The following is a 14,982-nucleotide window of genomic DNA, read 5'->3' as shown; positions in this document are numbered from 1 at the left end:
GTTACACCCTCTTCTTTGTTAATTTAAGTAATACTTTACTCAAGCTTTCTTCCGTAAGAGCCTCTGCATCAGCAAAGTCAGATACCGTAAAAGCAGACTCTGTCGTTGGTGGATTTATCAGTAGACGAAGTTGATTCAACATGGCATCTGCTATCGCTTTAATCGTCAATCTAGAAAACTGTTTTCTACTATACATCCAAACAAAATGTAACTTCCCATCTTTCACCATACCAACAACATCAATCGGGTGAAATGGTTTCGATTCTGGAGCATGGTCTAAGCGTGTAAACCCTGTCTCTTGCATAAACAAAGATTCTTTGGAAAACACTTGATCAAATTGTCCCAAATAGTTAAAGCTTATTGATGGTTTTTGCTGCTGATAAAACGGAAGCAATTCTCTGCTCAAGTAGCGTAAAATGCCATAATCAATGCCCTGATTCGGAATTCGACGCAATTGCTCTTTCACAGCCTTTAATCCCTCAATAGGTGTTGTTGTTCCTTGAAGATCAAGGTGAACGGGATAAATACTCGTGAACCAACCCACTGTCCGCGATAGATCAACGCCTTCAATCACCTCTTCTCTCCCATGTCCTTCCAAGTGAACAGAAACCTTATGCTGATTTGTACAGTCAGCTATAGCTTGTACTAATGCCGTCAATAGTACCTCGTTAATCCTTGTCTTATGAGTCATCGGAACTTCTTGTAACAACGCGTGGGTCTCTTCTACTCCTAACGTTATCGTCACTTGATCAATCGATGCTTCTGTCGTTTCCTGTATAGGGTAGTCCATCGGAATCGTCATCACTTGTTTTTCTGCCTGTTCATGCCAATAATCTTTTACTTCTTTTGAAAGATCTGACTCACTGTATGCCTGTAGTCGTTCCGACCATTCTTTAAAGGATGTACTTTTCGCAGGTAACTGAACCTTCTGATCTTGTTTCATCTGGTTGTATATGGCCTGTAAATCTTCCAATAGAATTCGCCATGATACCCCATCTACTACTAAATGATGAATCGTCCAGAATAATCGATCGTTCCCATTCGAACCGTCATCAAAGTACACTACTTTCATCAACGGCCCTGTAAGTAAATTGAAACTGGCTTGAGTGATATCCATCTCTTCTTGTATCACTTGATTCCACGCTTGTTGATCAGCATCGTTCCGCTTTACCACACGAAGTACAGACTGTTCATCGATTCCCTCATTTCTCTGCTTCCAGGTTGCATTTGGTAACTGTTCATACCGGAAACGTAAGGCATCATGATGTTTGAGTAAGTTTAATAGGGCTTCCTCTAATAACTCCACATCCAATCTCTCTCTTACTCTTAAAAGCATCGATTGATTCCAATGTTGTGGACGCGGATGTTCTTGCTCGAAGAACCAATACTGAATTGGAGTAAGCGGTACCTCTCCCGTCACAACCCCCTGATCCGCTTGTACTCCCTGATCTTCTTTGACTACTTGCGCCAACTCGGCAATCGTTGGGCATTCAAACATTTGCTTGGGTGTAAGTTTTAATCCCAATTGACTCGCTTGTGATATGATCTGAATGCTGAGAATCGAGTCCCCACCAATTTCAAAGAAGTTATCATGGATTCCCACCTTTTTAATCCCTAATACTTGCTTCCAAATGGTAGCCAGTGTTTCTTCTTTACCATTCCGGGGTGCAACACATTCACTTTCAATTTCCCTCTCCTCTGGTACAGGCAAGGCCTCACGATCAACTTTACCGTTAGCAGTTAGTGGAATAGCTTCCATCATCACAAATCCTGAAGGAACCATATGGCTTGGTAGTTCCGCCTTGAGATAATCTCTCCACTCACCTACATTCCCATCACCCACGACATATGCCACCAATCGTTTATCACCCGGCTGATCCTCTCGAACAATTACAACAGCCTCTTTTACGGATGCATGTGCGTTTAAAGCAGATTCAATTTCCCCGAGCTCAATTCGGAAACCACGGATTTTCACCTGGTGATCAATCCGCCCAAGATAATCTAGATTTCCATCCGGCAAGTATCTCGCTAAGTCTCCTGTCCGATATAATCGCGCTCCCGGGTCACTACTGAATGGATGAGGAATGAAACGTTCTGCAGTCAATTCAGGTCTGTTTAAATACCCACGTGCGAGTCCTGCTCCACCAATATATAGTTCACTAGATACGCCAATAGGCACAGGCTGTTGACAAGCGTCTAGCACATACACTTCTAAATCTGGAATCCGCTTTCCGATATTACTTCTTGAAGAATGCTTTACATCATCCTGAGTAATTGGATAATACGTAACATGAACGGTAGTTTCTGTAATTCCATACATATTGATTAGCTGCGTGTTCTGCTCTCCATACCTTTGAAACCACGGTAGCAAGCTGGCCGGATCGAGTGCTTCCCCACCAAATATGATATAGCGCAGATGCAAGTTTTTATTCTCATCTTCTTGTTCACACACTTGTATCAATTGTCGAAATGCGGATGGTGTCTGATTAAGAACCGTAACCTCTTCCTCTACTAACAGTTGATAGAAATCCTTAGGCGATCGACTAATCCAGTAAGGAACAACAACCAATCTTCCTCCATAGAGCAATGCTCCCCAAATTTCCCAAACTGAGAAGTCAAACGCATAAGAATGGAAAAGCGTCCAAGTATCTTTTTCATCAAACTGATACCAACATTCCGTTGATTTAAATAAACGACTCACATTGTGATGTTCTACCATAACTCCCTTCGGATTCCCTGTTGATCCCGAAGTATAGATCACATAAGCGAGATGTTGGGGACTTACATCAGAAATCGGTAAAGCAGTACTTTCTTTCTCAATCTCAACCTGATCTCGATCAAGGCAAATCGATTTAATATTCTCTGGTAACCATTTCGATTCTTTTAAACTCTCTTGCGTTACGACTAACTGAATGCTAGCATCCTCTAAAATATACTGAAGTCGCTGCTCTGGATATGTTGGATCAAGTGGAACATAAGCTCCACCAGCCTTCAGAATCCCCAAAATACCTACAATCATTTCAAGAGAACGTTCAACACAAAGCCCAACCAATGAATCAGGTCCTACTCCCTTTTTCTGTAGATAGTGAGCTAACTGATTCGCACGTTCATTAAGCTCACTATAGGTAAGCCCCTCCTTTTCATACACAACTGCAATGGCATTGGGATGAATCGTCGCTTGCTGCTCAAACAACTCATGGATGGTTGCTTGAGGTGGAAAGTCAAGCTTAGGATCGTTGAACTCTACTAGACTTTTTCTTTTATCTTCTTCTGAAATGATTTCGATCTCAGCAACCTTCTGCTTCGGATTTTTAAATGTGTTTTCCATTAATGCTAGCATGGTGTTAAAAAAGCGAATTATCTCTTCTTTGGAAAATAGCTCTTCACGATAATCAACATGTACTTGTAAAGAGTCTATATCAGTCAAATTTTCGATATGTACTGCAAAGTCTTGCACCTCTTCACGATTTGGAATCCAAAGAGAGTCACCACTTTCAGCACGTTCTCTATAATCAATCGTAGTTCCAAAAAGTCGAACATTACTGTTATTCTCTTTATTAATCTGCTTTAATAACAAATCAAATGGATATTTCTGATGTCGTAATGATTTACTTTGTTTTCTAGACACTCGACCAATAAATGAGAGTACTTCTTCTTCAGGATCGATATCCATTCTTAGAGGAACTGTACTCACCATCATTCCAATTAATTCCCGCTCCATTTTAGTCATACGATTGCCGTAAGCCATTCCCAAGGCAATATCAAGCGATGAGGTCCATCGATACATCGACAACGAAAGCGCAGCAACAAAAAAAGTATATATACTAAATTTGTAATCTTCAGAAAATTTTTCTATCTTTTTCTTCAAATGTTCCGATAATGTAAACGTCTCACGTGATGCTCTCGTACTAACTTGGTAAGCATCATAGGGTTTCAATCCCGTCACGGATGGAAGTGTATTGAATTCCTCTAACCAAAAGTTTTGATCCTTTTGAAAACGACTGCTGTTCAAGTATGTCTGTTCATTGACTAGAAACTGAACATATGAGTTCCTAGGTATGCTCACATCTGTCTCACTATGAAACTTATGATAATATTTAGCAATCTGACTAGTAAAAATTTGGATTGATAAACCATCCATGATAATGTGATGGACATTGCCAAAGACGGCACACTCATTATCGCTTAATTTTATTAAAGCGAAATAGTATAAATCAGAATCAAATAACGTAAACGTCTCTTGCGCCTTCTGCTCAATCCATTTTTCCAGCAAATCTGAATCTCTCTCGGAACTGAAATCAAAGAAGTCAAATTCTCGTTCTTGATGTTTAACAAAATATTGCTCAGGTTCCTGATGTCCATGTTCTTTCAGCCTGATACACAAACCATCGTTTTCACTAATAACACGATTCATGGCTCGATTTAATAATGAATAATCCATTTTTCGATGGATCTTGAACAAGAATTTTAGATTACATATACCTTTACCTGAATAAATAACTTCTGTATACCATATTCTCCTCTGTGGATGACTTAAAAGATAACGCTCCTCATTGGACATAAAGAAATCTCCCTTCAAAGATTAGTTACTTTGATGTGTTCGTTTTCATGTTTAACCCAAAAATATTTTTGTAATGAAACCCCAATTACTCCAATGATGATGAGCCCAATACCTACATAAAGATAGAGTTGAATTACTCCGAAAAGGTGAACTAGTGGTCCGCTCATAGCTGGAGAAATGATGAGGACTGCATTTGCTAAACTGCTTTGAATTCCAAACACTCTTCCGACCTGTTCTTGATGAGATTCTATTTGCAGAATGACTTGATTGGATACAAGCATAAGTCCACTTCCAATACCAGCGATAAAACTAATCAGATAGCCAAAAATAAGGGATGTACCGGGACTTACCAGACTTATCAGACTAATTCCGCCAAAGCCAATTCCCATTAAAGCAATGCCCCCACATACTACCCAACCGTATTGAAAATGTTTTATTTTTTGTGTTAAGAATGCACCAAGTATTCCCCCAATACCAATAATAGAAATGATATATCCCATTTTACTCTTATCATTTGGGAACAAACTCTTAAATAAAGTAGGGAACTGCGAGTCTACTAATTGTAATACTGCCATACCTATTGTAAAGAAAATCATGGTTGATAATATCATCCGATTGGATAATACATAACTCCAACCTTGTAACCAAGCAGTCCAAGTGCTTTGCTGTTGCTTTTCTATATATTCTCTTGACAGAGATTCCTTAAACCTTATTGTGGGCAATAAAACCAAAGCAGCTAGTAAACTACATATTGCCCTTATTACAAGACAAAACTCTGGCTGAAACCAGCTCAGTAACACTCCACCTATAAGCGGACCCACTATCTTGGTTCCTTGCTCAACTATACCGTTGATACTTACCGCTTTGGTAAGCAAATCAGGGGATACAATTTGTCGTGTTAGTGTTTGCTGTGCAGGATAATAGAAAACGGTAAAAATGGATCGAATCATTAAAGCTAACAAAAGCCAATGAATATTTTGGACAAATAAAAGAACGATTGTTAATAGACCAACCATTAGATTACTAAACATCATAATTGGAATTTTTCTAAAGCGATCAGCAATCACACCTGCCCATGAACTAAATAAAATTCCAGGAAGTGCATACGCAACGGGAATCAATCCAATCATGGTAGGGTCTACTTCCCATTCAAAACCAACAATGGTCATAATGGCTAACATATCAATAAATACTCCGAGCATAATCAGTGAATACGCAGAGAAAACTTGTAAATAAATTGTATTTCCCCATAGACTTTTTGAGTCGGTAGTTTTCATAAAAACGATCTCCTTAAGTTTACTAAAATGGATGTTTTTGCGTACATGGGCCCTTTATTGGATATAATTAATCACTCTAAATATTTTTATTTAAACTTTAATACAATTCAAACTTCAATTAATCATAAAGTTCATTATCTTTTTTCGCTCTACTAAATCAAATACATTTATCTCTTCATCTCTTGTTTTTTCAAGTTCTTTCATTTTCTGTTCTTGCTCTGAAATAATCTCCCTTACAAATAAACGAAAGCGAATTAGAAAATCTCTATTCATGTTGTCATTTCCTGCAACATTAAACAACGGGAATAGTTCATTAATCAATTCATGTTCATATAATTCTCTTTGATTTTCCTCTTCTACAAGATTCACCTTCACTCGATGAAAATAATGATTTAATAGTTCTGTAACTTTATTATTTACAGTAGTTTGAACATCCAATCCACATCCCTTTTTCAGAATCTTCTACACTTTATACCCCACATACTATCACACAAAATTCCCTCCTACTATCATCATAAGGTTGAAATAATCAAATTAGAAAATTCAGATAAAAACACATCAATAGACCCATTTTATTTACTACCGTCATTAAAATATCCTACTTATCAATAAGACTACTAAGCTATTTTTATATAATGATTGATAGATTTTTATTAAATAAAAAATTCAAATAAGTTTACACTATGCCCAACTTCTGTCATTTGAATCGATTTAAGTTCCCTCCTATTCACATTGTATTTTTTGTTACTTGTTTACTTCTTTAGAATACCCAAATAATGTAAATATCGGATTAATCCAATGTTAAGCATTCGTAAATATAAGCAATATAATATTATGCCATCGAGATTCTATTTTGAATATTCCGTAAAAAAACACCTAATATGTAGCAAAATCAATCAACCAACCAATCATCATACATACCCTCACCTTAAGAGATTTTAATACCCTTTAAATGCTGCTTATCAAGGAGACCAGCTTATTCATAAAAAAACTTTTGAAAGTAAATGGATGAGAGATTTACATAAACAAATCGAAAGGAAAGATCAAGAAAACAAGGAGGAGCTTTCATTTAATATTGATAATAATGCACTAATTTTTGAATCTGTAATTAATAACATACTTTCTTTAGTAACTTCCATGAGAAATGACAGGAGCAATTCTAACTATTTATTAGTTTGTTTAGGAGTATTTTAGCTACCCTTAATGAAGAAGGCAAAAATGTGATATTAAACATAGTGAAAGAAGAACTAGCTAACTTCAATACAACTAACACGCAGGTATAAAAAATTCATAAATTGTAGGAACCGTTCCACAACTATTCATATTATGTAATTACTGTATGCCAAAATCCCCTTTATTGGTATGACCGAATAAGATATCTAAACTAAATTATATCAATCACTAATAATTGTCTTCTTTTTATCATACTCAATTTCAAACTTAATAATCTTCTCTATTATTAAGTTTAAAATACTCATTATCTTCTCTTTCCTCAATGTACCATCGTAATTCTCTTTTCAATGCTGGAGTCAATTGAATACGCTTCTGCTTTCCTGTTTTCTTTTCTCTCATTGAAATATGACTACCTTTTAAGTCTCCTACCTTCAATTTGAAAATATCGCTAATACGTAATCCTGTATTAATTCCCATTACCAAAAGAATATAATTACGCTCATTCTTTTCCTTGAGGTGCTCTTTAATTTGTTGTATTTGATCTGGATCACGAATAGGTTGAACAAAATTCATAGATCATCCCCTCCATACTGACTTTCTACCTCATACACTTCTAACCTAAGAGCAAAAGCTAGCTAGACTTATTACGTCTATCTGTATATTCACTCATGCCACTCTCGTTATAAACCATGTAGTCAAATACTTCTTCATCTTCTACATAACGCTTTATAATAATGTCTCTCTGATTCTTACTAAAACAACTTAACGTCTTATCAATCTGAAAAGATAGACGTTTTTATCTTTCCTCTCGCTTACTCAATTCCAAATTGGCCAAAGCAACTTCTTCAGCTAGTTTACCTACCATTTTTGTTGGGCCATAATATCTTATTTCACAAGAAGCTGTAACCCTCATTTCTGATCATCCCAAACTGTCTATAAATACGAACGTCTTCAAGAATCTTTTCTAAGCGAGCATGCGTTGCTTTACGATCAATCTTTGGCAAGAAAGTTAATTGATTCATACATAAACACTCCTTGTCTATTTTATTAATAAAATATAAAAAAGCGAACACCAAACTACAGAGCAATATTGCTAACGCTCTTTATAGTTCAATGTCCGCCGGTTCTTCCAGTAGGACTAAATATTCGAGTTTCCTGCACTTCGACATCTATTATATCCTTCGATACATTTAAGATTCAAACATCTTACCATTAATATTTATATATAACTTCTATAGAAAATATCCACTAAATTTCAACTTACAAATAGTATATTGACCCTATTGTTCTTCATATAAATAATAATTTCTATCCTCTGGTAGATGCAAAATAATTATTTTTCTATTACCTTTTTGAAATTCTATAGTATGACCATTTTCACCAAGATATTTCCATCCCTTAGCTTTGTTTATAGGAATAATACTATAATATCTATAAACATTCGATTTATCCTCTTTAATATAAATGGCTGACATCGGTACAGGAAAATCGTCAATCTTAGAATCTTTATTAGATGTAAAAAGAAATATTAAGCCACCTAACACCGATAGACATACCAAGATAATTATATTTTTTCTTTTAACCCCTTTCATAATAATCACTCCCTTACTTCAACTGTCGAGAATGCCGTGCCGTATTCCTCATTATTTAACATAACCATGATTAAGTTTGGTTAGCTTTTCATTGATGTCAAAAATTCTTACCCTAATATCTTTAACACCAAACGATTGAAGTCTGTTTCTATGCATTTCAGCATATTTTTCAGCATCTTGTTTTTCTTCAAATACATAGATACCTCCAGCTTCTTTTGTGTCTTGATTCTCTGTCCATATTTTCCAATGGAACCCTTCTTCTTCGTTAATACTATTTGCTAAATCCCAAAATGCTTTTGCCATCTCTTCACCAAAAGGACCTTCAAACGGAAAATCAACTTGTAATAGATATGCCATTTTCAATCACTCCCATTTTCAATATTTCTCAATGTAAAGTTCACCAAAATTTTTTTTAATTTGCTAGCTACCAGATAAAAGCTCCCTTTGTACAAAGGATTTTAATCCATTTTTCGGTGATGGATACATTTCTTCAATTTCTTTTGAGAACCGTCACGCTCCTTTTTCGAGAAACGTTGCTAGTGTAGAGGCTGGGTGCTCTTGGATATTTTTCACATTTAGTAAAACTTGTTTTAATCCTATAATATAATTTTCTAACGATACAGCATTTTTAAGACCTAAAGTTATTTTTTGATACACGGATTTTTCAGGTGCCTAGCAAAATAAAATTTCGAAAGTCTTCTCGGCCTTCAAAATCAATAGTAGTATCATATTATTCTCAACATAATCGCAACAAATTCGCAACATTTTTCATGGACAACAGCACACTTTCTCAACGCATTTAATATCATAATATTAAATATCAAAGCGAGGTGCTCAAAATGACTTGGTTAATCATCTTAGGGTTCATTCTATTATTAAATATAAGTGGTATAAAATCTTATGGTATTCATGTTATTTTTAAGGTAAATTCAGATACAAAAGCTAAGCCAGGTTGGTCTTTTTCAAATAAGATAGATTTTCAAACGTTAAAAGGTTTATTAAAAAAGAAAAATTTAAATAATCTCAAAAACATTACACTCGGTGAACTCTTTATTCCTGTAGATTTACTTAATAGATTATTAGGTAAAACACTAATTTTCCTCATTTTATTTTTTTACTCACAGTATTTTGGTTAAATACATTATCAGTTAGTTTCATATATCATTAGATACATGAAACTAACGAAACAAAAAACCGCCTATATAGGCGGTTCTCTTTTACGCTTCCAATTTTGCTACCATTTCATCCAATACATTTTCCTTCAGGTACAAAAACGCTGATTCCTCTTCACTCGTCATTCCTCGATGATTATGTATACCGTCCAGCAATAACCACTCCGCATCCCCTACGATGTGTCTATAACGCATCTTGTCTTCCTCGTAAACTAACATCATCAGCATCTCTTTGGTACTAGCTATTGCCAGTTGTCTTTCGAACTGATCTACATAAAACACCGAAATGGTATCACTCACTCGGTAGATTTCGAATTCGTATGTATGCTTACCTTGTTTGACCTCCACGTTATACCACATTAACTCCTGTCCGCCTGACATTGATATTTCGTATAAGTTCGAATGTGTTTGCACCATTATTAAGCCCCCCTTTTACGTTTGTTTTTCGCCTTACATGTAAAATTTTAATAGATAGATATTAACGGAGTGTAAAGTGGGTGTGAAGTCTCGATTAAACAAAAAACACCTCCCTTTACGAGGTACTCTATCGCACATAGCATGTACGGTAGGTAAATATACAAGTGAAATGAAATAAATTTCCATCTATTGTATTATGCGTAATTTATAAGTAAAGGAATGTGATTATTCGTGAGCTTAAATAACGGAAGAAATTGTAACCATACTGCGATTTCTTGTTCAGTTCCTGGTTCCGTTTCCGTTCCGGAAAATGCGAGCAATATCACGATTATGGAGCTACGAGTTCCCACCGAAGCAGTAGCAGGACAAAGAGCACGCGTTCAACTAGATGCAACAATCGGTACAGAAATTTTTGCCGTTCCAGGAGATGAAGTTACTTTTAGTGTCGATGCCATTACGTATCAGCTATTCCGTAATGATGTACCACTTACAGATATACTTGTATCCGGAAACTATAGAACTAATACGGGTGACGAGACGCTCTATACCTATAATTCTACGTTTTCGTGGGTGGATTTACCGGGAGACACGGTATTTCCACCAGACCCGATACATTACCGAATTGTAGCGAATGTAGGGGATTATTTTCATGTAGCAAGAGCTCAGGTTAGAAATCGTGAGTTTGTTGGTGTGGTTCATCCTGTAGATCCTATACTTCCGTCTGATTCTATTTAAAACGGACTAAGCGCGCTATGTAATAAATAAAATCGACTCCGATTACTGAACTGCACCCCAATCGTTAGACACAATTAACAATTGGGGTGCAGTTCAGTACAAATCCGGTTTCTTTTTCGTTATAATAGACCTAGCATTTTAAATTATAAACACAAGACCTCTACAGTCGGAATATCCGCTTGGGCCCACTTTAGCTCTAATAAATTATTAACATTAACCCATTTGAGTTCTGCATGTTCAAGTGCTTTAGGCACACCGGACTCTATGTATGCTTTATATGTAGTTAGATGAACAATAATATTCTCATACTCATGCTCAACTTCTTCTATTTTTTCACCTACAGTAATAAAACAACCTAGCTCTTCTTTAATCTCACGTAATAGTGCTTCTTCCGGCGCTTCTCCTTCATCAATTTTCCCACCAGGAAATTCCCAATAGTTAGGTAATAACATTGTAGGAGAACGTAATGCACATAGTATTTCATTTTGTTCATTGAATATTACTGCTCCAACAACCGATACTTTTTTCTTCATCGCTAATCACTTCCTTGATATCGTTTCATTCTTTTGCGTTATCTCATCTTCCCGTTTTATTCTGCTCTAGCTTTTTCTTTAATTTCGCAACATCTTCATTTTTATTTAACACATGTAACTTGCGATGACAATTTGCACATACTCCAACAGTGTTATAAATCGAGTCTTCCCCACCATCCGATAGCCATTTTACATGATGAGCTTCTAAATATGGATTCCCTTATTTATCTTTGAAAGGAGCGTGCTGTTCGCACAATTCACATATACCCTGTGCACGCCTCTTAGCCAACTCAGCTACATATTCATTACGCTGATATGTTTTCGTTTTTTGTAAATCGTTTGTTACTAATAGATATTACCTTTGTAGCACGGTCCTTTAGTTCTTCATAATTTAATCCTCTTGCTTTTTTCATTTCTTGCTCTTGTCGAATCTGAACAATATTCTTAGGAAGTACTACATTCTTAGCCAATAACTGGATTGGAAAAACCCATACTTTTCTATTGATTCCTTGCGTATCCTCCTGAATCTCTTGAAAAGATTGCTCTATAAGCTTTACTTGCCCCATAAAGATATGTTTATCTGTTTCAAACGCTTCAATGTATTTGCTCTTTTAGATTTCCTCATTCCCCCCATATTTCCACATTTGAATCTCTTAGAAATTTCGTTATTATTCTAGATTTGACCGATTACAGATGTTCCGAACGAGAAAGTTCACTACGGTGCGACAGCGCTCCCACTTTTAGGAGGGGCGTGTCAATAAACACAACTTTTGGTTATTTGTTGCTTTAAAAATAAAACTGTTAGACAAATGTTGAGAAATATAGAAACTTAATTTCCATTACATTTTATTCCTGTTATCATTATTTATAAGAATATTTGAAAAAGGAGGGGTTTTCATGAATGTCAAAGTTAAGGGGAATGAACAAATTAAAGAACTATTAAATAATTGGTATCAAGAAATACGTTCACGTAATATAAATAATGCCCATTGTTTAAAAGAAGAAATTGATACTCTTATTCCCAATAAAAAGGCAGACTCAAGCTTATTACTCTACTATTACCTGCTAGATTTCGGATATAACTATTTAGTAGATAATTTGAGTATTTCAAAAAATAGTTTTGATAAAATTGAATCCTTTGATATGCCAACTGATAATTCCCTAGCTTACTACTATCATTTTTATAAAGCTATTCATTCTAACGCAATCGGTAATTATAATCTTGCTAAAGAGCACTATGATAAAGCTGAAGTATTACTTAATCACATCTCTGATGAACTTGAACAAGCTGAATTTTACTATAATTTAGCAACATATCATTATCATATTTACCAAGCACTCTTAGCCATAAAGTATGGGACGAAAGCTAGAGATATATTTTCTGAACACACTGGTTATGAACTCAAAACAGCTTATTGCGATAATTTATTAGGTTTAGCTTGTACACATTTAAGAGAATTTGAACTTGCTGAAGAATATTTTATTACGGCAATGGGGACATTCCAAAAGCAAGAAAATGAAAAAGCAATCTTATTAGTTCGTCATAATTTGGGTTTAATGTATGCCAGTCAAAATATTTCTAGTTCAGCAATTCGATATTTATCAGAAGTTGTTGAGAAGAAGCCTCATCATTACAAAGCAATTTTTGTTAAAGCAAAAGAACATGTCAAACTAAAAGAAGAAGAAATTGCATCCCAACTCATTGAAAAAGGGTTAACCATCTGCAATGACTTAGGTAACAAAGAGTATCAATATCGCTTTACAATCCTAAGAGAAATGAACAAAAAATCTCCTGCTGAAAAACTAGAAAAAGGAGTACTAGCAGGAATGGACTACTTTAAAACAGAAAGATTATGGGAGTACGTTCAAGAATATACCGAGGCATTAGCAGTTCAGTTTCATAACGAAGGAAATTTTGAACAAGGAAGCAAATATTTCTATTTAAGTTATGAAGCTAAAAAAGAAATTTTTAAAAAGGAGGCGTTAAAATGAAAAAAGTATTATTAGGAATGCTGTTGATTACATTTCTAGCAGTAAGCACACATACTTCAGTTGGAACTCAAACAGTTACTAATCTTATACAAAGTTTAGCCGACGGTGATACAGGTTGAATTATTAACAAAAAAGAACGCAATCCCAAAAGTGGGAAAGCGTTCTTTTTTATAATCCCGTACCACCCTTTTTAACTTTAATGACATTTTTACTTCTTGTGAGATTGCAAATCATTTTTCAATACATCCCAAAGTGGATTCTCTTGACGTATTGGCTTACCTTCTTCGTCCCATTTTATCTTTCCTGTTCCGAGTTCATAATTCATTCCTGTCCAAGTATCTTCACGAAATGCGTAGAACGATTGATGCCAACCTTTTTGATTGAATATAGAAATAAGGTCTTTCATATATTGAGTGGCTCCTGGAACAGTACGATTAATTCCAAATTCCTCAGCAATAATTCGATTAGATGGTACATGATTTTTCTTAGACCACTGGTGAATAGGATGCGAAAATTTTTCTAATCCCTTTTTATTCCACATAACAGGTTTCTCTAAATCTCCTACTTTTACAATCCCAGGATATTGATACTCTTTATTTTGATTTTCTCGTTGACTTGTTAATTCATACGGCTCATACATATGAAATGCGTAAAGCGTTTTATTATCCTTGACGGGTTTCAGATATTTAAAAGCCCAAGGAGTGGCGTATAGACCTGAATCTAATATAATGGGTGTTTCTTTGTCTACTTCACGAATGGAGGTAACGACCTTTTGATAGAATTTATTTAAATCTGCTGTAGTACCTTCCACTTTTGCATACCATTTCTTATAATCTTCTGTCCAAAAATCATTATATCTATTACTTTTAGCCGTTTCTGGGTGTGGCTCATTGATAATATTGTAACCAACTACAGCTGGATGATCTTTTAATTCTATAGCAAGATCCTTCCAAAATTGACTTGCTTGTTCTTGATACTTTTCTTCTTCCCAAATTCGATCATCATTTTGATTATGATTAAATTCACGCCAGCGATCACCAGGTAAGGAAAGCATGGTAATTGTACTTGTGCAGCATCTAAATCTGCTTTTAATTTTGCTACATCTTCTTTCACTAGTCCTTGATAGTTATCTGCATTCCCTATGAGAAAATCTTTCCCAGAAGTATCTGGTTTATCTTCAAATAAGAAATCTTTATCTTTCGCCCATTTATCTGGTGCTAAACGAACATATTCAATATTAGCTTCTTTTGCACTTTTGTAGTTTTCAGGTAAGGACGTACTATTCATGAAATTCGTACCTCTTCTTTTAGAATTCCAAAAGTCCATTTTAGAATCTACACTTTTGTAAGTTTCCGCTTTCACATGTATTTCTTGCGCTCCAAAGCTCATCATGCCTATTAATACAACTATGGGTAAGACTTTTTTCATAACTTTTCCTTCTTTCTAATGTTTTTCGTTATACGAATAACATACTTTGTCTTTGTTACAGGAATATGGCATTTTATACTATTAGCAATCTACTCTATTGAT

At 35.3% G+C, this 14,982-nt stretch carries 12 protein-coding genes and 4 pseudogenes; 4 read left to right on the top strand and 12 right to left on the bottom strand.

The window, feature by feature from the left end:
* Position 1 precedes the first annotated feature (1 nt).
* From NSQ40_RS12105 to NSQ40_RS12075, 7 genes and pseudogenes are all read right to left on the bottom strand, one after another.
* Positions 2-4,561, bottom strand: coding sequence for a non-ribosomal peptide synthetase (locus NSQ40_RS12105; protein WP_258248653.1), 4,560 nt, complete (start codon positions 4,559-4,561; stop codon positions 2-4).
* A gap of 14 nt (positions 4,562-4,575) precedes the next feature.
* Positions 4,576-5,838 carry an MFS transporter gene (locus NSQ40_RS12100; protein WP_003209780.1) on the bottom strand — a complete coding sequence of 421 codons (1,263 nt, stop codon included), beginning with the start codon at positions 5,836-5,838 and terminating at the stop codon, positions 4,576-4,578.
* A gap of 114 nt (positions 5,839-5,952) precedes the next feature.
* The gene (locus NSQ40_RS12095) at positions 5,953-6,276 is read right to left on the bottom strand and encodes a hypothetical protein (RefSeq protein ID WP_006097453.1); all 324 of its coding nucleotides are present in this window, start codon (positions 6,274-6,276) and stop codon (positions 5,953-5,955) included.
* A 1,032-nt stretch (positions 6,277-7,308) separates the two neighbouring features.
* Positions 7,309-7,584, bottom strand: a pseudogene (locus NSQ40_RS12090) (tyrosine-type recombinase/integrase); the annotation flags it as partial.
* Positions 7,581-8,033: pseudogene (locus NSQ40_RS12085) on the bottom strand (ArpU family phage packaging/lysis transcriptional regulator). The pseudogenes NSQ40_RS12090 and NSQ40_RS12085, both read right to left, overlap by 4 nt.
* Before the next feature lie 258 nt (positions 8,034-8,291).
* On the bottom strand, positions 8,292-8,603 hold the full coding sequence (locus NSQ40_RS12080) for a hypothetical protein (protein ID WP_033798405.1): 312 nt from the start codon (positions 8,601-8,603) through the stop codon (positions 8,292-8,294).
* A 51-nt stretch (positions 8,604-8,654) separates the two neighbouring features.
* Positions 8,655-8,960 (bottom strand): monooxygenase, encoded by a 306-nt coding sequence (locus tag NSQ40_RS12075; protein WP_003203177.1) that lies wholly within the window; start codon positions 8,958-8,960, stop codon positions 8,655-8,657.
* A 482-nt stretch (positions 8,961-9,442) separates the two neighbouring features.
* Here NSQ40_RS12075 and NSQ40_RS12070 point away from each other — a divergent pair, with 482 nt between their 5' ends.
* The gene (locus NSQ40_RS12070) at positions 9,443-9,739 is read left to right on the top strand and encodes a hypothetical protein (RefSeq protein WP_003203174.1); all 297 of its coding nucleotides are present in this window, start codon (positions 9,443-9,445) and stop codon (positions 9,737-9,739) included.
* Positions 9,740-9,820: 81 nt separating this feature from the next.
* Here the strand turns inward: NSQ40_RS12070 and NSQ40_RS12065 are convergent, their stop codons facing one another.
* A complete protein-coding gene (locus NSQ40_RS12065; protein ID WP_033798406.1) occupies positions 9,821-10,192 on the bottom strand; it encodes a hypothetical protein in 372 nt (123 codons plus the stop codon).
* Between the two features lie 231 nt (positions 10,193-10,423).
* On the opposite strand from NSQ40_RS12065, the gene NSQ40_RS12060 reads away from it, so the two are divergent.
* On the top strand, positions 10,424-10,927 hold the full coding sequence (locus tag NSQ40_RS12060; protein WP_097787472.1) for a hypothetical protein: 504 nt from the start codon (positions 10,424-10,426) through the stop codon (positions 10,925-10,927).
* Positions 10,928-11,070: 143 nt separating this feature from the next.
* On the opposite strand, the gene NSQ40_RS12055 is transcribed toward NSQ40_RS12060, so the two are convergent.
* The 3 genes and pseudogenes from NSQ40_RS12055 to NSQ40_RS12045 all read right to left on the bottom strand — a co-directional run bounded on the left by NSQ40_RS12055 (position 11,071) and on the right by NSQ40_RS12045 (position 12,026).
* A complete protein-coding gene (locus NSQ40_RS12055) occupies positions 11,071-11,460 on the bottom strand; it encodes a (deoxy)nucleoside triphosphate pyrophosphohydrolase (RefSeq protein WP_003209466.1) in 390 nt (129 codons plus the stop codon).
* Positions 11,461-11,503: 43 nt separating this feature from the next.
* Positions 11,504-11,626: pseudogene (locus NSQ40_RS12050) on the bottom strand (HNH endonuclease); the annotation flags it as partial.
* A gap of 139 nt (positions 11,627-11,765) precedes the next feature.
* Positions 11,766-12,026, bottom strand: a complete 261-nt coding sequence (locus NSQ40_RS12045; RefSeq protein ID WP_003203166.1) for a hypothetical protein — start codon at positions 12,024-12,026, stop codon at positions 11,766-11,768.
* 331 nt (positions 12,027-12,357) lie between these two features.
* On the opposite strand from NSQ40_RS12045, the gene NSQ40_RS12040 reads away from it, so the two are divergent.
* Both NSQ40_RS12040 and NSQ40_RS12035 read left to right on the top strand, forming a co-directional pair.
* Positions 12,358-13,452, top strand: coding sequence for a response regulator aspartate phosphatase (locus NSQ40_RS12040; RefSeq protein WP_003209465.1), 1,095 nt, complete (start codon positions 12,358-12,360; stop codon positions 13,450-13,452).
* A complete protein-coding gene (locus NSQ40_RS12035) occupies positions 13,449-13,571 on the top strand; it encodes a hypothetical protein (RefSeq protein ID WP_018768008.1) in 123 nt (40 codons plus the stop codon). The genes NSQ40_RS12040 and NSQ40_RS12035 overlap by 4 nt, the downstream gene beginning before the upstream one ends.
* A gap of 89 nt (positions 13,572-13,660) precedes the next feature.
* Here NSQ40_RS12035 and NSQ40_RS12030 read toward each other — a convergent pair.
* Positions 13,661-14,880, bottom strand: a pseudogene (locus NSQ40_RS12030) (glycoside hydrolase family 5 protein).
* Positions 14,881-14,982: the final 102 nt, after the last annotated feature.

The sequence above is a fragment of the Bacillus sp. FSL K6-6038 genome (genome assembly GCF_038050455.1).
In the GTDB taxonomy this organism is placed as follows: Bacteria; Bacillota; Bacilli; order Bacillales; family Bacillaceae_G; genus Bacillus_A; species Bacillus_A pseudomycoides.
The sequence above is the reverse complement of the archived record's forward strand: the minus strand, read 5'-3'. Positions and strand labels throughout refer to the sequence as shown.